Origin of the sequence: Agrobacterium larrymoorei, from assembly GCF_005145045.1 — a bacterium.
In the GTDB taxonomy this organism is placed as follows: Bacteria; Pseudomonadota; Alphaproteobacteria; order Rhizobiales; family Rhizobiaceae; genus Agrobacterium; species Agrobacterium larrymoorei.
The window spans coordinates 1,070,967-1,091,079 of the sequence record NZ_CP039691.1; the positions used below are offsets into that span (position 1 = coordinate 1,070,967).

Sequence of the window (20,113 nt, forward strand, 5' to 3'; positions counted from 1 at the left end):
GGAACATATAGAGAACATATCTATGAAGAAGTCAATCAAGGAACGGCTGGCCATTCTTTCCGATGCGGCGAAGTATGATGCTTCGTGCGCTTCGAGCGGGACTGCGAAACGAAACTCGTCAGCCAGCGGCGGGCTGGGCTCGACGGAAGGGTCGGGCATCTGTCACGCCTATGCGCCAGATGGGCGCTGCATCTCTCTGTTGAAGATTCTGCTGACCAATTTTTGCATTTATGACTGCGCCTATTGCATCAATCGCTCGTCCAGCAATGTGGAGCGGGCCCGCTTCACGGTGGAGGAGGTGGTGTGGCTGACGCTGGAATTCTATCGGCGAAATTACATCGAAGGACTTTTCCTGTCGTCCGGTATCATTCGTTCGTCGGACCATACGATGGAAGAGCTGGTCCGCGTGGCGCGGGAGTTGCGGGTCACACACGGTTTTCGCGGCTACATTCATTTGAAATCGATTCCCGAGGCTTCTGCGCATCTAATCGAGGAAGCGGGGCTCTATGCGGACCGCCTGTCGATCAATATCGAATTGCCGACGGATAGCGGTATCGGCAAATTTGCGCCGGAAAAGCAGCCCGGCAATATTCGCCGTTCCATGGCAGATATTCGCCTGAAGATAGAGGAGGCGGGGGAGCCGACGCTTAAGACCAAGCGGGTGAAGAAGTTTGCGCCTGCCGGGCAAAGCACACAGATGATCGTGGGTGCGGATGGGGCGGATGACGGCACGATCCTTTCGACCAGTGCACGGCTTTATGGCAGCTATGGGCTTCGGCGCGTTTATTATTCGGCATTCAGTCCCATTCCTGATTCGTCTAAAAACCTGCCGCTCATCAAGCCGCCTTTGATGCGCGAACACCGTCTTTATCAGGCAGACTGGCTTTATCGTTTCTATGGTTTCGACATCAATGAAATCACGTCCACGCAGAAGGACGGTATGCTCGATCTGGATATCGATCCGAAGCTTGCATGGGCGCTGGGCAATCGCGCCAAGTTTCCTGTCGATGTGAACAAGGCCGATAAGGAAATGCTGCTGCGCGTGCCGGGCTTTGGCGTGAAAACGGTGAATTCCATTCTGTCCTCACGGCGGTTTCGGCGGCTGAGACTGGAAGATCTGGGACGCTTCGGCGTGTCGCTGAGAAAGGTCAAAGCCTTTGTCCTTGCAGATGGATGGACGCCGGGAAAATTGACGGAGCGACCGGATTTGCGCGCCATGTTTGCGCCGCAGCCGGAACAATTGTCGTTGCTGTAATGTACAGCGTGGAACTGGAGGGCCGGGGGGATTTTGTCGAGTGGCGCAACGCCGCGCGCTCCCTGCTTATGGCCGATATCGATCCGCGCGACGTGGACTGGCGCCTGGAGAGTGAAAGAGGCACCCTTCTGGGATTTGAGGAGAGCCGCTCTATCCCAGCGGGCGATAGCAGCCGGGCTATCAGCGTTCCAGCCGCCTTCTTACCGCTTGCGGAAGCGGTGATTTGCCACAGCGATCCAGCGCGCTTTGCGTTACTGTATCGGTTGTTGTGGCGATTGCAGAAGGACAGGTCGCTTTTGCAAATCAAGGCCGACCCGAACGTCCTGACTGCGCGCCATTTGGAAAAATCGGTGCGACGCGACAGCCATAAAATGACGGCCTTCGTTCGCTTCAAGGAAGTGGAAGGTGAAGGGCCAGCGGCGCGGCGCTGTTTTATCGCCTGGTTCGAGCCGGATCATTTCATCGTGGAGCGAAAAGCGCCGTTTTTTCAGCGACGGTTCACAGATATGGATTGGCTGATTGCCACCCCCAAGGGCTCTGCGCGCTGGGATGGAAAGACGCTGGAAACCTCGCGCGAAGCAGCCGAAAAACCTGATCTTACCGACGAGACGGATGAGTTGTGGCGCACCTATTACGCTAATATCTTCAACCCGGCACGGCTGAAAATAAAGGCGATGACGGCGGAGATGCCGAAGAAATACTGGAAGAATTTGCCGGAGGCCGGGCTTATCCCTGAACTTATTCTGGGTGCGGAAGCACGCGTGCTGGAAATGGGCGCAAAGGCAGCGACAGAGCCGCAGCTTTTTCATCATCGTCTTCAGGCGGCGGCATCCGCCAAGCCGGAAGAGTTGTTACCAGATGCGGATACGCTGGCAGGTCTCAAGCGCGAAGCGCAAAGTTGTGAGCTTTGTCCGTTGCATTGCAAGGCGACTCAGACGGTATTCGGCGAAGGTTTGAGCGATGCTGAGATCATGATCGTTGGTGAGCAGCCGGGGGATCATGAGGATCTGGCTGGGCGTCCGTTCGTCGGTCCTGCGGGCAGGGTGTTCGATCAAGTGCTGGCGGAAACGGAGATCGATAGAAAATCGCTTTATGTGACCAATGCGGTCAAGCACTTCAAATATGAAGCACGCGGCAAGAAGCGCATACACCAGCGCCCGGATGCTGGTGAGGTGGAGCGTTGCCGGTGGTGGCTGACGCGGGAAATAGAGCTCGTTCAGCCAAAGCTGATCGTGGCCATGGGGGCAACGGCGGTCTATTCACTGACCGGAATGAAGGAGAAGATTTCCGATCTCCGCGGGCGGCCCATGCCCATGTCAGAGGGCCGCATGCTCTTCGTCACCGTTCATCCTTCCTATCTACTGCGCATTCCTGATGAGTCTCAAAAATCCTATGAGTTCGCACGCTTCAGGGATGACATGAAGCTGATGAAGGAGATCGCCGCAAACCTGTAGCGTAGGCGTCTTGCTGAGCGCTCTGCTCAGTGATTCTCTTGAAAGAGCACGTCGTGCGGTCGCAGATGCGTTGTTTTCCGTTCCACCAAAGAGCGGGATGACGCAAAAATCGCATTCCTTCAGGACGTGCAAGCAAAAGCAAATACTCTTTTTACGATATTTTATTTTTATTTATTATCAAAGGTTGCGTACGCGCCTTTCGCATGCACTTATTGCCTTGGGTTGCATTTAATAATGAAAGCAACCTTTTGGTTCAACGATTGCATAGAGGTATATTGAATGTCTGAAGTTCGTCCTTCTGGTCTGTTTTACTTGCACCTCCAGACATCCGGCGCGCCGGGTGCACCGGTTCTCGATCTGCGTCTGACGGTTTACACTCCGAAAAAGCAGATCACGGGCCTTGCTGAAGTTACGCAGGCGACCAACCCGCCGCTGGATGTAAAATCCCACGTGACTGGCGACTATACCTACGAAACGGTGATCGGACAGGGTTCGAAAATCCGCATCGATCTGCAGGGTTGGCCAGAACTGGTTTGGCCGGTAAAGGGCGGTATTGGCCCGGTCGTTCCAGAAAACTTCTATGCAACCCTGGTTCTTGACACCGATTATTCGGAAGGCGAAATCCACTACGGTTACCGCACGGGCCTTACTGGTGCCTGGCACGAAGTCACGCAGTCCGTGAAAGCTGCGGCACTGGCCAAAGCTGCCTGATAACAAATCAGAAAAGCCCCGCGAGACATAGTTTTGCGGGGCTTTTTCTTTATCTCCAGCACGCTTGGATATCAGTGCCCGCCAATCGCGCTTTCGTCGATATGGGCTCTTGCGTAAACCTTCCTCGCAATCATAGCCAGCAACAGCAATGTGACGGATGCCAGCAGGCAGCAGGCGGCGAAGCCGAGTGAGAAGCCGGTGCGGGCAGGGGCAAGCCATGCGGGTTCTGCCGCGCTGCCCATCGCTTTGGCTGTTTCAACTGCTCCTGCGAGTGTTGCGGAAACGGCTGCGGACTGTGTTTCGCTCAAGCCGCTCAAATCCGCGCTACTGATGACCATGCGGTAGACCAGCGTGCCGAGGCTGCCGAGAAGGGCGACGCCGAGCGCTCCGCCGAATTCGGCGCTGGTTTCTGAAATGGCCGAGGCGGAGCCCGCGCGTTCCGGCGGCGCGGTGCCGACGATGAGGCCGGTCGTGGTCAGAATGACGGGTACGAAGCCGAGGCCGATCAGCATGCTGGCGCCCAGCATTCCGTAAAGGTTCTGATAATAGGCGGCGATGGCCATTGCCGTCGTTCCTGCGACATTGACGAGCAGGCCGAGCAGAACTGTTTTCACCGGGCCGAAATGGTTGGTGAAGCGGTACGCCTGAAAGGACATGATGGCGAAGACGGATGCAGAAGGCACCGACCACAAAGCAGCCTCCAGCGGGGAAAGGCCGATGACCAGCTGAAGGAAAAGGTTCTGATAGAGGAATGTGCCGAAGACGAAGAAGACGCCAGCGAGATTGACGATCAGCGATGCCGTAAAGGCCGGAATGCGGAAGAGCTTGAGATCGATTAGAGGATGCGCCAGCGTCTTTTGACGCCTGATGAACAGCACGCCGATGGCAAGCCCGGCGGCGACGGGCGGGAGTTGGCGCAGAGCAAAACCTTCCGCTGCCATGTGTTTGAAGCCGTAGATCACGGGCAGAACGGTGGCAAGCGACAGGAAAACGCTGACCAGATCGATGCGCCCGCCATCGTCATTCCTGTATTCCGGCAGAATGAAAGGCCCGATGGCGAGCAGCACCAGCATCACCGGAATGTTGATGAGGAATACGGAACCCCAGTGGAAATATTGCAGCAGCAACCCACCGATCAGCGGTCCGATCAAGCCGCCCAGCGCAAAAGCGGAGCCCCAGATACCGATGGCGCGGTTCCTTTCTGCCTCGTTCTTGAAAATGTTGACGACGAGCGACAGCGTTGACGGCGCGACCGTGGCACCTGCGATACCGAGCAGGGCGCGGGAGATGATGAGCTGCTGCGAGGTAGATGAAAAAGCGGCAAGTGCCGAGGCGACGCCGAAGGCGAAGGCGCCAACCAGAAGCAGCTTGCGCCGACCGATGCGGTCTCCCAGCGTGCCCATGGTGACAAGGAAACCTGCGACCATGAAACCGTAAATATCGTTGATCCAGAGCAGTTCGGATGCACTGGGGTCTAGGTCCGAAACGATGGCGGGCATTGCCAGAAACAGGACGGAAAGATCCATGGAGTAGATCAGGCAGGCAATGGAAAGCACGCACAGCCCGACCCATTCCCGCCGACCGGCCAAAGGCGCGGTGGTTTCGATGCTCGATGCCTGCATGATTGCCTCCCGAAATGAAAGAGGCGCAATTTGGCTTGAGGCTTGGGAAATGGCAATCGATTCTTATGCGTGCGGCAGCGCGATGATGCATCGGTGGACATGTCTTCCGTTACGCTGGACTTGATTGGAAATTCAGTCAGGCCAAGTCGCTGGTCGGAAGGGGTTGTTCCTCGACGCACATCTGCTTGACCCCGCATTAGGTGCGCTGCTGTCTGGTTCAACCGGCAAGGGTGGTTTGACGTGAGCACAGCTCCCCCAACCCGTCGCCCCGCACTTGATGCGCGGTCCAGCCGACGCGCGTCTGCGCGGCGATAGAGTCTTTCAGACCAAGGACTTGGTCTGACTGGATACCGGATCAAGTCCGGTATGACGGTGGTGGGTTTGTACCATCGCCACCCTGCGGCAAACGCGGTCGAAGCATGTCACAACCGGATTTGAAGGTTGGAACTGGAATGCATTCAATGCCTTGCCTCACATGCGCATATTGAGACCGGACACCAATGCATCAAGTCCGGTTGACGGATGGAAACAAAGGAAAATCAGCGCCAGGAAATTTCCGCGCCAAGCGCCGTCAGCTTCTCCACGAAATGCGGATAGGCACGGCGCAGGGGATCGGCGTGGAGGATGGTGGATTGGCCCTCGATCTGCATCGCGGCAATTAGCAGCGCGGGGACGACGCGGATGATGTAGGGGGCTTCCACGGTTGCCGGGCGGAGCGTGTTGCCGCCGCAGACGATGAGGCGGTGCGGATCGGAGAGGTGGGCGCGGGCGCCGAATTTCAGCAGTTCAGAGCACCAGCCCAGAGCGCCTTCGTACACCTTGTTCCAGAACAGGATATCGCCCTTGCAGCCGACGGAAACGCCGATTGCCTGCGGCAGCAGGTCTGCCGGAAAGTAAGGCCAGGGAGCGGCTTCGATCTTGGGCAGCATTTCCAGCGTATGCGGCTGGGCGATCTCGCGCGACCAGCCGGTGACGGTGATCTTGCCGTCTTCCACGTCGAAAGACATTCCGAGCTTCTCGAACTGACGCAGGATGAGGGGCATGTGCGGGCCCATATCCGTTTCCACCGTCAGCCGCCCGCCGGTCACGCCACCAATGGCGAGATAGGTCGCGACTTCATGGTGATCGTCTGGAACGCGGGCGGTTACGCCGCCCAGCTTCTCGACGCCTGTGATGGTGAGACGCGATGTGCCCGCACCTTCGATCTTTGCGCCCATGGCCGTCAGCATATCGCACAGCGCCTGCACATGCGGCTCGGAGGCGGCATTGGTTAGCGTCGAAACGCCCTTGGCCAGAGCGGCGGTCATGGCAAAGGTTTCGGTTGCGGTGACGGAGGCATAGTCCGGCCAGAGTTCGGCACCGGTCAGATCGCCGTCCAGCTTCACTTCCAGAGGATTGGTCGATGCGATGCGACCGCCGAGATGTTCGAGAACTTCAAGATGCGGATCAATCTCGCGCACGCCGAGTGCGCAGCCCTTCGCGGTCGTATCGAAGATCAGGCTCTTGTTGCGCCACAGAACCGGGCCGAGCAGCAGGACGGCTGCGCGGATGCCGACCGGAAGCTCGGCGGTGCCGTGCTTGAAGACTTCCCCGTCATGACGGATCGTCAGCCGACCCGCCTCCAGATCACGATCGATGGTCGAGCCCATCGCCGCGAAATAGCTCAGCAGCTTGTCGATATCGCTGATTTCGGGGACGTTTTCCAACGTCACCGGTTCATCGGTCAGGATCGACGCGCAGAGCATCGGAAGCACGGCATTTTTGTTGCCCGAGGGGCGAACGGTGCCGGAAATCGGTCGTCCGCCATTCACGATCAGATCGGTCATCTCAGAAATAGCTTTGCAGCGGCTTGACTTCGAGATTGCCCGCCTTCAGCGCCTTGATGGCAAGGGCCGCAGCTTCGGCACCAGCCATTGTCGTGTAGTAGGGCACCTTCTGCATCAGCGTTGCGCGGCGCAGGGACTTCGAATCCGAGATCGCCTTGTTGCTGTCTGTGGTGTTGATGACTAGCTGGACCTGACGGTTGCGGATGGCGTCTTCGATATGCGGACGGCCTTCCTGCACCTTGTTGATCTTTTCAGCGGCAATGCCCTGTTCCGCAAGGAAGCGCTGCGTGCCGCCGGTTGCCAGAACCTTGAAGCCTGCTTCGACCAGAATGCGGATGGCAGGCAGAACGCCGTCCTTGTCCTGATCGCGCACCGAGACGAACACTGCACCCGAGCGCGGCAGATCGACGCCAGCACCCAGCTGCGACTTGGCGAATGCCAGCGCGAAATCGGTATCGAGACCGATGACTTCGCCGGTGGAGCGCATTTCCGGCCCGAGCAGAATATCGACGCCGGGGAAGCGGGCGAACGGGAAGACGGCTTCCTTGACGGCGATGTGCTTCAGGTTGCGCGGATCCGGCTTTTCGCCGTAAGCGGCAATCGCCGGATCGAGCTTCTCACCGGCCATGACGCGGGCGGCGATCTTCGCAATCGGCGCGCCGATGGTCTTGGCGACGAAAGGCACGGTACGCGATGCGCGCGGGTTGACTTCGAGAACGTAAATCGTGCCGTCCTTGATGGCATACTGCACGTTCATCAGGCCGCCGACCTTCAGCGCCTTGGCAAGCGCCGTCGTCTGGCGCTCCAGCTCGTCCAGCATGTCCTTGGAAAGCGAACGCGATGGCAGCGAGCAGGCGCTGTCGCCGGAGTGGATGCCCGCTTCTTCGATGTGTTCCATGATACCGGATACGAAGACGTTTTCGCCATCGCACAGCGCATCCACATCCACCTCGACAGCGTTGGTCAGGTAGCTATCGAAGAGCAGCGGGTTCTTGCCGAGCAGCGTGTTGATCTGGCCCGTCTTGTCGTTGGGGTAACGCTGCTTGATATCTTCCGGCACGAGGCCCGGAACGGTGTCGAGCAGGTAGGTCTGAAGTTGGCCTTCGGAATGGATGATCTGCATGGCGCGGCCACCCAGAACATAGGATGGGCGAACGACCAGCGGGAAGCCGATTTCGGTGGCGACGAGGCGGGCCTGCTCCACAGAATAGGCAATGCCGTTATTCGGCTGCGTCAGGTCCAGCTTCATCAGAAGCTTCTGGAAGCGGTCACGGTCTTCGGCAAGGTCGATCATGTCGGGTGCTGTGCCGAGGATCGGGATGCCGTTCTTTTCCAGCGCTTCAGCGAGCTTCAGCGGGGTCTGGCCGCCGAACTGCACGATAACGCCGACGAGTTCGCCCTTTTCCTGCTCCGCGCGCATGATTTCGATCACGTCCTCAGCGGTCAGCGGTTCGAAATAAAGGCGGTCGGAGGTGTCGTAGTCGGTGGACACGGTTTCCGGGTTGCAGTTGATCATGATGGCTTCGAAGCCAGCATCCTTCAGCGCGAAGGCGGCGTGGCAGCAGCAATAATCGAATTCGATGCCCTGGCCGATACGGTTCGGGCCGCCGCCGAGAATGACGACCTTCTTGCGGTCGGATACCTGCGCTTCGGAGCGCAGAGCGCCGACGAAAGGCGTCTCATAGGTGGAGTACATGTAGGCGGTTGGCGACGCGAATTCGGCAGCGCAGGTGTCGATGCGCTTGAAGACCGGGCGCACGTTCAGGCTGTTGCGCAGCTCGGCAACTTCCTTCGGGCGCTTGTTGGTGAGGCTCGCCAGACGCGCATCGGAGAAGCCCATGGCTTTGAGCATGCGCAGGTTTTCGGCGTCTGTCGGCAGGCCATGTTCGCGGATGCGCGCTTCCATGTCCACGATGGCCTTGAACTGGGCGATGAACCACGGGTCGATCTTGGAGTTTTCGTGCACTTCCGCTTCGGACATGCCCATGCGCAGTGCCTGCGCGACCATGCGCAGACGATCTGGCGTGGGTGTGCCGATGGCGGCGCGGATGGCGTTCTTGGAGCCTTCGCCTTCTTCGTATCCGGGGATTTCGATTTCATCGAGACCGGTGAGGCCGGTTTCCATGCCGCGCAGCGCCTTCTGGAGCGATTCTGCAAAGGTACGGCCAATCGCCATGACTTCACCGACCGACTTCATGGCGGTGGTCAGGATCGGCGAGGCGCCGGGGAACTTCTCGAAGGCGAAACGCGGGATCTTCGTGACCACGTAGTCGATGGATGGCTCGAAGGACGCCGGTGTTGCGCCGCCGGTGATGTCGTTTTCGAGTTCGTCCAGCGTGTAGCCGATGGCAAGCTTCGCGGCGATCTTGGCAATCGGGAAGCCGGTTGCCTTCGAAGCGAGAGCGGAGGAACGCGAAACACGCGGGTTCATTTCGATGACGACGAGGCGGCCATCCTTCGGGTTGACGGCGAACTGAACGTTCGAGCCACCGGTCTCGACGCCGATCTCGCGTAGAACGGCAATCGAGGCGTTACGCATGATCTGGTATTCTTTGTCCGTCAGCGTCAGCGCCGGCGCAACGGTAATCGAATCGCCGGTGTGGACGCCCATCGGGTCGATGTTTTCGATGGAGCAGATGATGATGCAGTTGTCCGCCTTGTCGCGGACGACTTCCATCTCATATTCCTTCCAGCCGAGAACCGACTCTTCCACCAGAACTTCCGTGGTTGGCGAAGCATCGAGACCGCCGGAAACGATGTCGAAGAATTCGGAGCGGTTATAGGCAATGCCGCCGCCGGTGCCACCAAGCGTGAAGGATGGGCGGATGATGGCGGGCAGGCCGACGTGATCGATGGCCTGAGCTGCGATTGCCATGGCGTGGGCCATGTAGCGCTGCTTGCGGTCCGTCTCGCCGAGGTTCCACTGGTTTTCAAGCTCGTCCAGAGCCTTGTCCAGATCCGCGCCGGAAAGCTTGCCCTTCAGTTCGGTGCGGGCGGCTTCGTGCTTCTTGCGGTCGGCGTCCTTGATCTCGGTTGCGTTGGCCAGCATGGAGCGCGGTGTTTCAAGGCCGATGCGTGCCATGGCTTCGCGGAAGAGGGCGCGGTCTTCCGCCATGTCGATTGCTTCAGGCTTTGCGCCGATCATCTCGACATTGTAGCGATCCAGCACGCCCATGCGCTTGAGCGAAAGCGCGGTGTTGAGCGCCGTCTGGCCGCCCATGGTGGGCAGCAGTGCATCCGGGCGTTCCTTGGCGATGATCTTGGCGACGACTTCCGGGGTGATCGGCTCGACATAGGTCGCGTCTGCAAGGCCGGGGTCGGTCATGATGGTGGCCGGGTTGGAGTTGACCAGGATGACCCGGTAACCTTCTTCCTTCAGCGCCTTACAGGCCTGTGTGCCGGAATAGTCGAATTCGCAAGCCTGGCCGATGACAATCGGTCCCGCGCCAATGATGAGGATGGACTTGATATCTTGGCGCTTCGGCATGGCTCTCGTTCCGCTTTCATGTTGCGCAAAAAACGGCCATGGTGAAACTTCACCGGCCGGGGCGCGCAATTCCAATCTTTTCAGGCTAGAAGCGGCTTATAGGCAAATGTTTTTGAGAACGGAACCCCGAATCTTCGCTTTCTGACAGGAAAGTTGGTTTGTCATAAAACTGTGCCCTTGCATGATCCTTTCTCGGGCGGCACTCGTAGACCTGTTGAACCACCGGAATACCTCTTTTTGAATCGGCATAGAGCTCCCATGATCATTGTTCATTACCTTGAAAACTCCCGCGCCCACCGCATTCTCTGGCTTCTGGAAGAACTCGGGGTTCCCTATGAGGTGAAAACCTACAAGCGTGGATCGGACATGCGGGCGCCGCAGAGCCTGAAGCAGGTGCATCCGCTGGGCAAATCGCCGGTCATAGAAGATGCGGGAAAGATATATGCGGAGAGCGGCGCGATCATAGAATATCTCATCGATACCTACGGACAGGGCAGGTTCAGGCCGGAAAAGGGTACGGATGAGTATCGCCGTTATGTCTACTGGCTGCATTATGCGGAAGGCTCGGCAATGCCGCTTCTGCTGCTGAAGCTGCTTTTCTCGCGTCTGCCCGGCCAGATGCCGTTTTTCCTCAAGCCCGTTGCGGGCATGATTTCCAAGGGTGTGTCGGCCAAGCTGATCGATCCTCAGATGACCGATCATCTGGCCTATTGGGAGGCGGAGCTTTCGAGAGAGGGTTATTTCGCTGGCGGCGAATTGACCGGCGCGGATTTCGCCATGAGCTTCCCCGTCGAAGCGGCGATGAGCCGTGCCGAAGGCGTGGGTGATAAACCCGCTATTCGACGCTTTCTGGAAACCATTCGCGCCCGGCCCGCTTACCAGCGTGCGCTCGAAACGGGTGGCGCTTACGTTTACTCCAATACCTGATTATCTTTACGCGGGCCGATCTACGCACGGCGTTCTTGTTGGAACGCTTTCAGGGATTTAGCGTTTAGCGACAGCGCTAATCAAGGGGAGACTACCATGCAGTGGAGAGGGCGTCGTCAATCGGATAATATTGAAGACCGGCGTGGCATGTCTTCTGGTGGCATGGGCGGCGGTGGCGGATTTCGCATTCCCACCGGCGGTCGCGGGGGTGGCATCGGTATTGGCGGCCTCGTCTTCATTCTTCTCATCAGCTGGGCGCTGGGAATAAACCCGCTGACGTTGCTTTTCGGCGGTGACGTGTTGATGGATAGCGGCAACCAGCAGACCACCGGCACCCGCCCGCAAGGCCAGTCCAGCGATGAAACGACGGCCTTCGTTCGCACCGTGCTTGCTGAAACCGAGGATACCTGGGGCAAGATTTTCCAGGCATCCGGTGAGACCTACGAAAAACCGACGCTCGTGCTTTTTGCGGGCCAGACGCGCTCCGGCTGCGGCGCGGCCTCTTCCGCGAGTGGTCCGTTCTATTGCCCTGTTGATCGTAAGGTCTATCTCGATACGGAATTCTTTCGCGAACTCTCGCAGCGCTTCGGCGCATCCGGTGATTTCGCGCAGGCCTATGTAATTGCCCATGAGGTTGGCCACCACGTGCAGAACCTGACGGGCGTGCTGCCGGAATTCAACCGCCAGCGCCAGTCCATGAACCAGACGGAAGCCAACGCCATGTCGGTGAAGGTGGAGTTGCAGGCGGATTGCTATGCCGGTATCTGGGGCAAATCCACCCAGCAGAAGGGCATTCTCGAAGCTGGCGATCTGGAGGAAGCGCTAAACGCCGCCCACCAGATCGGCGACGATACGCTGCAGAAGAAAACGCAGGGCTATGTCGTGCCAGACAGCTTCAACCACGGCACTTCGGCGCAACGCGTGGAGTGGTTCCGCCGCGGTTTCGAGAGTGGTCGAGTTGAGGACTGCGATACGTTTTCGGCGGATATTTGAGTGGCATTCCGGCACGTTGCCCAAGTCGGGTAACTCAGCGGCTCTGCTCCCACTGCCGTCATCCTCGGGCTTGACCCGAGGATCCATAACCGTTTGATTTCGTTGATGGCTGTGGATCCTCGGCTCAAGGCCGAGGATGACGGAAGTGGGTGGATTACCGTCTCCTCTTACGTCTCTTCTTCTCAGCTCAGCGAATAATCAAAGCCGTCACAAGCATCCCCAAAGCAAAAATCGTATGCGCCACCAGATTGAGCGCGCGTACCTTGTTCGGGTTGGGTGTCTTCGAAGCTGCCCAGCCGATGCCGAGGCCGGGTTGGAGCAGGAACCAGCCCGCGCCGACCGTGACGATGCCGACGACGAAGGGCAGTAGGAATGTGGGGCGTTCAAACCAGCCCGGCGGGACGATGAGTGCCAGAAGAATGCCGTAGATGATGCCGACCGCGTAATGCGCGATCCAGCCGATGGCGACTTCGTTTTCATGGGGCTCGGCGTTGGCGATGCTGTCGTGAAAGATTTTGCCTTTCGGCACATGCCAGAACCAGCGTCCAACCGGCCCCCAGTTTGCTGCGGGCTCTCGAAAGAGGCGGTGCAGGATGATGGCCCAGATGTCCATGAAAATGGTGCCGCCGATGCCCATCGCCGTTCCCCGCCACACTATATCCCACATGAATTCTTACTCCCGAATCGTGTTGGGAAAAACATGTCTTGCTAATGGAGTTGCGGCAAGGGCAGGGATGTCTTGTGGGAACTCCATAGAGAAAAGGCCCGAAAATCGCTGAGGATTTCCGGGCCTTCCAATCTGAGATGACCTACCGGTTTAAGCCGCGCGGCTATAGCCGTTGCGCTGGCTTTGGCCGTGGGCCAACTTGAACTGAGAAATCAGCGCGTTCAAGGCCGCAGCTTCCGATGCAAGGCCGTGGCTTGCGGCGGTCTGCTCTTCCACCATGGCGGCATTCTGCTGCGTGCCTTGGTCGATGGTGTTGATCGCGGTGTTGATTTCCTGGAGGCCGGTCGATTGTTCGCGAGAGGCAAGCACGATGGCGTCGATGTGCTTGTTGATCTCCTGAACTTCGGTAACGATGGTGTCGAGCGCCTTGCCAGCATTGCCGACAAGCGTGACACCGGCTTCTACCTGTGTTGTAGAGGCGCTGATCAAGGTCTTGATTTCCTTGGCCGCATTGGCGGAACGCTGTGCCAGTTCGCGCACTTCCTGAGCAACCACGGCAAAGCCCTTGCCAGCTTCGCCCGCACGGGCGGCTTCCACGCCTGCATTCAGTGCAAGCAGGTTGGTCTGGAAGGCAATCTCATCGATGACGCCGATGATCTTGGAAATCTCGGTCGATGAGTTTTCGATGCCTTCCATGGCCTTGACCGCATCACCGACGACGACGCCCGACTGTTCGGCATTGGCGCGAGCGCGCTCCACGAGGCGACCGACTTCTTCGGCGCGCTTGGCCGAGTCCTTCACGGTCGTCGTGATCTCTTCCAGCGCGGCTGCCGTTTCTTCGACGGATGCTGCCTGCTGTTCGGTGCGCTTGGCGAGGTCATCCGCAGAATGGCGGATTTCGCTCGCACCCGCATCGATGGCCTTGGCATTGTGGCCGACATTGACGAGGGCCGCATTCAGCTTGGCGATCGAGTCGTTGAAGTCGCTGCGCAGGCGATCGATGCGCGCCACGAATGGCGTATTGATGCGATAGTTCAGGTCGCCATCCGAGAGATGGGCGAGACCTTCCGCAAGGGCGTCCACGGCAAACTGGATATCTGCGCTGTCCTTTGCAGAATGGCGCTCACGCTCGGCGCGCTCCTCTTCCGTCAGCGTACGGTTGCGCTCGGCATCGCCTTCAAGGCGCTGACGTTCCAGCGCGTTGGTGCGGAACACGGCGACGGCGCTTGCCATCAAGCCGATCTGGTCGGTGCGCTCCTGACCGGGAATGGCGACATCGAGATTGCCCGCGGCGAGCTGCTCCATGGCAGACGTCATCTGCGTGACCGGCTTGATGACCATGCGGCTCAAGAGGAAGATCAGGAAGCCGATCATGCCTGCGACGGCCAGGACCGTGGCGATAATGGCGGCGATGCGGAATTCGGAGACCGATGCGTAGGCCGCCTTGCTGTCCACCACGAAGCCCAGATGCCAGTCCACGGAGGGCAGGCCCTTGACCGGGATGAAGCTGATGATCTTATCCACACCGTTTAGCTGCGTGTGGCTGAGCGCGGTGCTGATCTTTGGCGTATCGGTGGGGAAGAGGTCGGTCAGAGCCTTGGAGACAATCGCTGCATCCGGGTGGATAAGGATTTTGCCTTCCTTGCTGACGAGGAATGCGTAACCGTCCGGACCAGCATCGATTTCATTGATCATGGCAACGAGGCTGGTCAGGGTGAAATCGCTTGCGGCAACGCCTGCAAGCTTGCCATCGCGCTTCACCGGAATGGCGGCGCTGATGACCAACTTGTTGGTGGAGGCATCGATATAGGGTTCGGTGAGGATAGGGGCGTTGGCCTGCACGGCGGCCTTGTACCATGGGCGCTGGCGCGGGTCGTAACCATCGCGCATCTTTTCACGCGGCCAGTTGGTGAAGACGCCGGCTTCATCGCCGAAATAGGTGGATTTGAATTCGCGCGTCAGGACGTCGTTTTCCAGAGCCTTGTCGAGCGTAACCTGATCGGCACTCTTGGTCAGCGCGGAAGCGACCATTTCGGTCATGGTCACGCGGCCATTCAGCCAATTGGCGATGCTGAGCGATGCTTCCTTGCCCGTGGCATCGATCTTGTCTGAAACGAAACTGCTGGCGGCGTTGCGTTGAAGGCTGTCGATGTAAACGGAGAAGCCTGCAAATGCCGCGACGACGACGCAGGATGCCGAGATGACGATCTTCGTCATCAGGTTGGATTTCGTGGCCAAGATATTGGTCCTCGGATTGCCCGGCTCCTAACCGGATGTGTTCGAAACATGCCACTCGGCTTATGCGGCGTGCTTCATGCACCCGAGAAATTGTCTATTATCAACTGCCAATGTCTATTTTATAACGGTAAAAAGAAGCTTAAATGCATGTTTTATAAAATACTTTTATTAAGTCTCTGCTTTTCTTCACGTAACGGAAACGGGTGGCTTAATTTGAGGCGACGTGCCTTTTTCTTGCGCGGGGACTGCAAATATTTTATTCAGTTGGTCAACCGCTTCCGATGTCCCTCTGGAGGCGGTTTTTATTTTGAGGTGAGATCATGTCTTCGTCGGCAGCTGTCGGGAACGTGTCGCAGGGCGGCAGTTCATGGGCCGCGCATTTTCGAGCAACGCTTGCGCTTGGTATTCCGCTGATCGGTGCGCAATTGGCGCAACTGGGTATCCACACCACCGATATGATTATTGTCGGGCAGCTTGGCGCGGAAAAGCTCGCGGCGATGGTGCTGGCAGGGCAGTTTTATTTCGTCGTCTTCATTTTCGGCACCGGCTTTTCTGTGGCTGTCGTGCCGATGGTCGCCAATGCCTATGGGCAGGGGGATGCCACTTCCGCGCGGCGTGCGCTGCGCATGGGCATGTGGGTCGCCATTGCCTATTGGCTTTTGACGCTTGGTCTCTTCTTCAATGCGGAGCGCATTCTCCTTAAGCTCGGGCAGAACCCGAATGTCGCGAAGCTGACCGGCGATTATCTCGCTATTTCCCAACTGGGCCTTCTTCCGGCCTCGCTATTTTACGTCATGCGCGGGCTGGTCAGCGCCATCGGTCGCGCTGGTGTCATCCTGTATGCCACGATTGCCATGCTGCTGCTTAACGGCTTTCTTGCCTATGCGCTCGTGCTCGGACATTTCGGCTTTCCCGCACTTGGAATGCAAGGCGCAGCGATTGCCGCCGTGATCGTCAACCTTTTCAGCCTCGTCTTCATCGTCGTCTATATTCAGACGCGTGAAGAGACACGCCGTTATGAGCTTTTCGTTCGCTTCTGGAAACCGGATTGGCATGCACTGCTCGAAGTGCTGCGGCTCGGCTTCCCGATCAGCATTACGATCCTTGCCGAAACCATGCTGTTTTCCGCAGCCTCCATCCTCATGGGCCAGATCGGCACTATCGAGCTTGCTGCTCACGGTATTGCGCTTCAGCTGGCCTCGATTGCCTTCATGATCCCGCTCGGGCTTTCGCAGGCTGCGACCGTCCGCATCGGTGTGGCGCATGGGCGGGGTGATTATACCAATCTCGTTCGCGCTGCGATTACCGTCTATGGCGTCGCCTGCGTGATTGCGCTCAGCGGCGGCATTCTCTTTGCTATTGCGCCGGAGTTTCTGGCGAAATGGTTTCTGGATGCCCGCCTGCCGGAAGCGCCGGAAGTGTTGGCCTATGCCAGCACGCTGGTCGTCATTGCCGGTGTGTTTCAGCTGGTCGATGGCATTCAGGCCGTGGCAGCGGGTCTTCTGCGTGGTTTGAAAGATGCGCGCATTCCCGCCATGTTGGCGCTGATTTCCTATTGGCCAATCGGCTTCACGCTGGCCTGGATCACGGCGTTCCCGCTTGGCTTTGGTGGTCAAGGCGTGTGGTTCGGCTTCGTGGTCGGTTTGACGGCGGCGTCGATACTGCTTTCGGTGCGGTTCTATCTGCTGGTGAAACGAGAGATGAGGCTATCTCATCAAAACCCCTCACTTGCAATTTCTAACACTTAGCTGAAGCTAAGATGTTGAAATTGCTTTCTCTCCCGCAGGGGGAGAGACAACGCGCCGCACCGCTTCAATGCTTTTCCACATTTAAGGGTATGAGGGGCGGTGCCGCGCGCTACCTCTACCCTTGTGGGAGAGGAAGAAAAATCATGATCTTAGCGCAAGCTAAGTCATAGATTTCTCAGGTGAGGGGTTAAAACCACGAGCGCGGTCATCGAAGAAAGAATTGCAAAACGAAATGGCCCGCTGAAAAGCGGGCCATTCATTATCTGGAAATGCTTGAATCTTATCAGCGCTCTGCAAGCGCCGGTTCGCCCTTCTTCTCACGCAGCAGGTTCACGAACCGGCGGAAGAGGTAGTGGCTGTCCTGCGGGCCGGGCGAAGCTTCCGGGTGGTGCTGGACCGAGAAGACCGGCTTGCCGGTGATGCGCAGGCCGCAATTGGTGCCATCGAACAGCGAAGTGTGAGTCTCTTCAACGCCTTCCGGCAGAGACTTGGCATCCACTGCGAAGCCGTGGTTCATGGAAACGATTTCCACCTTGCCGGTGGTGAAGTCCTTCACCGGATGGTTCGCGCCATGGTGGCCCTGATGCATCTTTTCGGTCTTGGCGCCAACGGCGAGGCCGAGCATCTGGTGGCCGAGGCAGATGCCGAAGACCGGCAGGTCGGTCTTGATGAGGTTCTGGATGACCGGCACGGCATATTCACCCGTCGCGGCTGGGTCTCCCGGACCATTGGAGAGGAAAACGCCATCCGGCTTCAGCGCTATGATGTCTTCCGCAGAGGTCTGAGCCGGAACGACCGTGACCTTGCAATCAAGACCCGCAAACAGGCGCAGGATGTTGCGCTTCACGCCGAAATCGACGCAGACGACGTGGTACTTCGCGTCCTTTTCACCCAGCGTGCCGTAGCCCTTGTTCCACTCCCAAGGCGTTTCGTTCCAGACGGAAGATTGGCCGGAGGTTGCTTCGATGGCGAGGTCCAGACCAACGAGGCCGCTCCAGGCCTTGGCTTCTGCCTTCAGCGCGTCGATGTCGAAAACGCCGTTCGGGTCATGCGCGATCACTGCGTTCGGCGCGCCGTTCTCGCGGATCCATGCGGTCAGCGCGCGGGTGTCGATGCCGCAGAGGCCGATGATGCCGCGGCTCTTCAGCCATGCATCCAGATGCTTGGCGGCGCGGTAGTTGGATGGCTCGGTAATGTCGGCCTTGAAGATGACGCCGACTGCGCCGCGGCGAGCCGCAGGTGTCAGGTCTTCGATGTCTTCATCATTGGTGCCGATATTGCCGATATGCGGGAAGGTGAAGGTAACGATCTGGCCGAGATAGGACGGGTCGGTGAGGATTTCCTCGTAACCGGTCAGCGCCGTGTTGAAGCAGACTTCCGCCTGAACCTTGCCGGTTGCGCCGATGCCGGTTCCCTCGATCACGGTGCCATCTGCAAGAACGAGCATGGCGGTCGGTTTGCGTGTTGTCCAGGGAGCTGTCTCGGTCATCTCGTTTCCCGTTTCTGCCGGTTCGGCCCGCCTCTTGAAAGGCAGGATGAAAGCGGTCATGTTTTCTCGCGGATAAGGGCGCGCGAAAGCCTTCGCGTCGTAACCTTCGTTAAAATCCTGTGCAGGCGCCGGAAAATAACGAAAGCGGCTTTCGGGGTCAACCGCGAGGCGGCGGATTCCCCGGAATTAAAGCCATTTGAGATCAAGGGCTTATGCAAATAGTTTGCCGATTGCCGCCCGCTCGTTTATGTCGGCGGCACATTATGACGAAAAGCCATCTGCGGAAAATGAGCCGTGGTCCAAGGCTTTTCCAAGGAGAACGACATGATCCGCGATACATTCTCGACCGCACTCAAAGACGCCATGAAGGCCAAGGACACCCTTCGCCTTTCGACCATCCGTCTCGTTCAGACGGCGATCAAGGATCGCGACATCGCCAATCGCGGCGTTGGCAAGGAGCCGGTGTCGGATGAGGAGATTCTCCAGATTCTCGCCAAGATGATCAAGCAGCGCGAAGAATCCGCCAGCATTTACGACAAGGCCGGGCGCGATGAGCTTGCGAAGCAGGAACGCGATGAAATCGCGATCATCAAGTCTTTCATGCCGGAAGAAATTCCCGAAGGCGAAGTGCGGGGCATCATCGAGGGCGTGATCGCCGAAACCGGCGCAGAAGGCTTGCGCGACATGGGCAAGGTGATGGCGGTTCTGAAAGAGCGTTACCCCGGTCGGATCGATTTCGGCAAGGCATCGGGGCAGATCAAGGAATTGTTGAAGTAAGCTTCAGTACAAATAAGAAAGGCAGGGCATATGTGGGTGCCCTGCCTTTCTTTGACTGGAAGGTGCGCCTGCGGAGGGCGCTGACTTATCGAGCTTAGCGGTGGGGGGATATCGCCCGGGCCTTCCAGTGTTACTCTGTACGCTCGACATCATGTCGATGATCAGAGAGTAGACCCGGTTTAGCCCTTCTTCAAATTACAAATAGGTAATTTTGAACCCTTGCGCATCGGCGCAATTTTGCCCGAACCGTGCACAGTATCCTACCGGTTACGGCTCTTCTGCTCCTGCACATAATGCCGCAATATCGCGTTCATCCGCGTCTGATATCCCTTGCCGGTGGATTTGAAGAAATCGATGACCTCTTCATCCAGCCGGATGGAGATGGACTTCTTCGTGACGGGCATCACGACCACGGCCTTGGACCAATCCACATCGATCCACTCCGCCCAGTCGGGGTCGTCGCGCATCTGTCGCTCGATATCCTCGTCCGTCATCGCATCGACGCGGGCCCAGTCGGTTTTATCCTCTCCGTCGGCGATCTTCTTTCGAATGTCATCCAGCGAGTAGCTGACGATATTTTTCTCGCTCATTTTTCCGCGCTGCCCTTGCTGATATGATGCGGCAAATTTCGTCTCGCATCGTGTAGACGACGGCAATCAGGCGATCCGTTTCGGGGCATATTGCCAGAATGCGGCATTCGCCATTCTGATCGGAACGCCGCTCTACGTGGGTTCCCGAAAGCGCTCTGGCCGCGACTAGAAAGTCTATGCCATGCTTTTCGACATTGATCTGCCTCTTGTTCTCATCCCAATCGAATGATGAGAATTCTCTTTTCACAACATACATGAGCAACCCGAAACAATAAGAGCTTCCAAGGCACTCATGCGCCGTCACTGTATATTCATCTGTATATACAAAA

At 58.0% G+C, this 20,113-nt stretch carries 15 protein-coding genes; 7 read left to right on the forward strand and 8 right to left on the reverse strand.

What is annotated here, in order from left to right; genetic code table 11:
* Positions 1-22 precede the first annotated feature (22 nt).
* The 3 genes from CFBP5473_RS05070 to CFBP5473_RS05080 all read left to right on the forward strand — a co-directional run bounded on the left by CFBP5473_RS05070 (position 23) and on the right by CFBP5473_RS05080 (position 3,420).
* Positions 23-1,255, forward strand: coding sequence for a putative DNA modification/repair radical SAM protein (locus CFBP5473_RS05070; protein WP_027674297.1), 1,233 nt, complete (start codon positions 23-25; stop codon positions 1,253-1,255).
* Complete coding sequence (locus CFBP5473_RS05075; RefSeq protein WP_027674298.1) at positions 1,255-2,709, forward strand: UdgX family uracil-DNA binding protein; 1,455 nt, start codon at positions 1,255-1,257, stop codon at positions 2,707-2,709. The genes CFBP5473_RS05070 and CFBP5473_RS05075 overlap by 1 nt, the downstream gene beginning before the upstream one ends.
* Positions 2,710-2,988: 279 nt before the next feature.
* Positions 2,989-3,420 carry a DUF1842 domain-containing protein gene (locus tag CFBP5473_RS05080; protein ID WP_037170773.1) on the forward strand — a complete coding sequence of 144 codons (432 nt, stop codon included), beginning with the start codon at positions 2,989-2,991 and terminating at the stop codon, positions 3,418-3,420.
* A 71-nt stretch (positions 3,421-3,491) separates the two neighbouring features.
* On the opposite strand, the gene CFBP5473_RS05085 is transcribed toward CFBP5473_RS05080, so the two are convergent.
* The 3 genes from CFBP5473_RS05085 to carB all read right to left on the reverse strand — a co-directional run bounded on the left by CFBP5473_RS05085 (position 3,492) and on the right by carB (position 10,355).
* Complete coding sequence (locus CFBP5473_RS05085) at positions 3,492-5,042, reverse strand: MFS transporter (RefSeq protein WP_037170774.1); 1,551 nt, start codon at positions 5,040-5,042, stop codon at positions 3,492-3,494.
* Between the two features lie 539 nt (positions 5,043-5,581).
* Positions 5,582-6,868: a UDP-N-acetylglucosamine 1-carboxyvinyltransferase gene (locus tag CFBP5473_RS05090; RefSeq protein WP_027674300.1), complete on the reverse strand. Its 1,287-nt coding sequence runs from the start codon at positions 6,866-6,868 to the stop codon at positions 5,582-5,584.
* Position 6,869: 1 nt separating this feature from the next.
* Complete coding sequence (carB, locus tag CFBP5473_RS05095; RefSeq protein WP_027674301.1) at positions 6,870-10,355, reverse strand: carbamoyl-phosphate synthase large subunit; 3,486 nt, start codon at positions 10,353-10,355, stop codon at positions 6,870-6,872.
* Between the two features lie 258 nt (positions 10,356-10,613).
* On the opposite strand from carB, the gene CFBP5473_RS05100 reads away from it, so the two are divergent.
* Both CFBP5473_RS05100 and ypfJ read left to right on the forward strand, forming a co-directional pair.
* Complete coding sequence (locus tag CFBP5473_RS05100; RefSeq protein ID WP_027674302.1) at positions 10,614-11,282, forward strand: glutathione S-transferase family protein; 669 nt, start codon at positions 10,614-10,616, stop codon at positions 11,280-11,282.
* Positions 11,283-11,378: 96 nt separating this feature from the next.
* Positions 11,379-12,275: a KPN_02809 family neutral zinc metallopeptidase gene (ypfJ, locus tag CFBP5473_RS05105; RefSeq protein WP_027674303.1), complete on the forward strand. Its 897-nt coding sequence runs from the start codon at positions 11,379-11,381 to the stop codon at positions 12,273-12,275.
* A gap of 187 nt (positions 12,276-12,462) precedes the next feature.
* On the opposite strand, the gene CFBP5473_RS05110 is transcribed toward ypfJ, so the two are convergent.
* Together CFBP5473_RS05110 and mcpU are read right to left on the reverse strand one after the other, a co-directional pair.
* Positions 12,463-12,942, reverse strand: coding sequence for a DUF2938 domain-containing protein (locus CFBP5473_RS05110; protein WP_027674304.1), 480 nt, complete (start codon positions 12,940-12,942; stop codon positions 12,463-12,465).
* A gap of 150 nt (positions 12,943-13,092) precedes the next feature.
* Positions 13,093-15,180, reverse strand: coding sequence for a methyl-accepting chemotaxis protein McpU (gene mcpU, locus CFBP5473_RS05115; RefSeq protein ID WP_027674305.1), 2,088 nt, complete (start codon positions 15,178-15,180; stop codon positions 13,093-13,095).
* A 320-nt stretch (positions 15,181-15,500) separates the two neighbouring features.
* Between mcpU and CFBP5473_RS05120 the strand changes: the two genes are divergently transcribed.
* The gene (locus CFBP5473_RS05120; RefSeq protein ID WP_051441195.1) at positions 15,501-16,928 is read left to right on the forward strand and encodes an MATE family efflux transporter; all 1,428 of its coding nucleotides are present in this window, start codon (positions 15,501-15,503) and stop codon (positions 16,926-16,928) included.
* 283 nt (positions 16,929-17,211) lie between these two features.
* Here CFBP5473_RS05120 and carA read toward each other — a convergent pair whose 3' ends face one another.
* Positions 17,212-18,417, reverse strand: coding sequence for a glutamine-hydrolyzing carbamoyl-phosphate synthase small subunit (gene carA, locus CFBP5473_RS05125; RefSeq protein WP_027674307.1), 1,206 nt, complete (start codon positions 18,415-18,417; stop codon positions 17,212-17,214).
* A 324-nt stretch (positions 18,418-18,741) separates the two neighbouring features.
* Here carA and CFBP5473_RS05130 point away from each other — a divergent pair, with 324 nt between their 5' ends.
* Positions 18,742-19,194, forward strand: a complete 453-nt coding sequence (locus tag CFBP5473_RS05130; protein ID WP_037170792.1) for a GatB/YqeY domain-containing protein — start codon at positions 18,742-18,744, stop codon at positions 19,192-19,194.
* Positions 19,195-19,454: 260 nt separating this feature from the next.
* On the opposite strand, the gene CFBP5473_RS05135 is transcribed toward CFBP5473_RS05130, so the two are convergent.
* Both CFBP5473_RS05135 and CFBP5473_RS05140 read right to left on the reverse strand, forming a co-directional pair.
* Entirely contained in the window at positions 19,455-19,784 is a 330-nt protein-coding gene (locus CFBP5473_RS05135; protein WP_027674309.1) for a BrnA antitoxin family protein, read from the reverse strand.
* Entirely contained in the window at positions 19,747-20,040 is a 294-nt protein-coding gene (locus CFBP5473_RS05140) for a BrnT family toxin (RefSeq protein ID WP_084631510.1), read from the reverse strand. The genes CFBP5473_RS05135 and CFBP5473_RS05140 overlap by 38 nt, the downstream gene beginning before the upstream one ends.
* Positions 20,041-20,113: the final 73 nt, after the last annotated feature.

Coding starts and splice junctions, on each gene's coding strand:
- carB (WP_027674301.1), bottom strand. CDS start 10,355: ATGCCGAAGCGCCAAGATATCAAGTCCATCCTCATCATTGGCGCGGGA.
- CFBP5473_RS05130 (WP_037170792.1), top strand. CDS start 18,742: ATGATCCGCGATACATTCTCGACCGCACTCAAAGACGCCATGAAGGCC.
- ypfJ (WP_027674303.1), top strand. CDS start 11,379: ATGCAGTGGAGAGGGCGTCGTCAATCGGATAATATTGAAGACCGGCGT.
- CFBP5473_RS05090 (WP_027674300.1), bottom strand. CDS start 6,868: ATGACCGATCTGATCGTGAATGGCGGACGACCGATTTCCGGCACCGTT.
- CFBP5473_RS05075 (WP_027674298.1), top strand. CDS start 1,255: ATGTACAGCGTGGAACTGGAGGGCCGGGGGGATTTTGTCGAGTGGCGC.
- CFBP5473_RS05080 (WP_037170773.1), top strand. CDS start 2,989: ATGTCTGAAGTTCGTCCTTCTGGTCTGTTTTACTTGCACCTCCAGACA.
- CFBP5473_RS05110 (WP_027674304.1), bottom strand. CDS start 12,942: ATGTGGGATATAGTGTGGCGGGGAACGGCGATGGGCATCGGCGGCACC.
- carA (WP_027674307.1), bottom strand. CDS start 18,417: ATGACCGAGACAGCTCCCTGGACAACACGCAAACCGACCGCCATGCTC.
- CFBP5473_RS05070 (WP_027674297.1), top strand. CDS start 23: ATGAAGAAGTCAATCAAGGAACGGCTGGCCATTCTTTCCGATGCGGCG.
- CFBP5473_RS05085 (WP_037170774.1), bottom strand. CDS start 5,042: ATGCAGGCATCGAGCATCGAAACCACCGCGCCTTTGGCCGGTCGGCGG.
- CFBP5473_RS05100 (WP_027674302.1), top strand. CDS start 10,614: ATGATCATTGTTCATTACCTTGAAAACTCCCGCGCCCACCGCATTCTC.
- CFBP5473_RS05140 (WP_084631510.1), bottom strand. CDS start 20,040: ATGTATGTTGTGAAAAGAGAATTCTCATCATTCGATTGGGATGAGAAC.
- CFBP5473_RS05120 (WP_051441195.1), top strand. CDS start 15,501: ATGTCTTCGTCGGCAGCTGTCGGGAACGTGTCGCAGGGCGGCAGTTCA.
- CFBP5473_RS05135 (WP_027674309.1), bottom strand. CDS start 19,784: ATGAGCGAGAAAAATATCGTCAGCTACTCGCTGGATGACATTCGAAAG.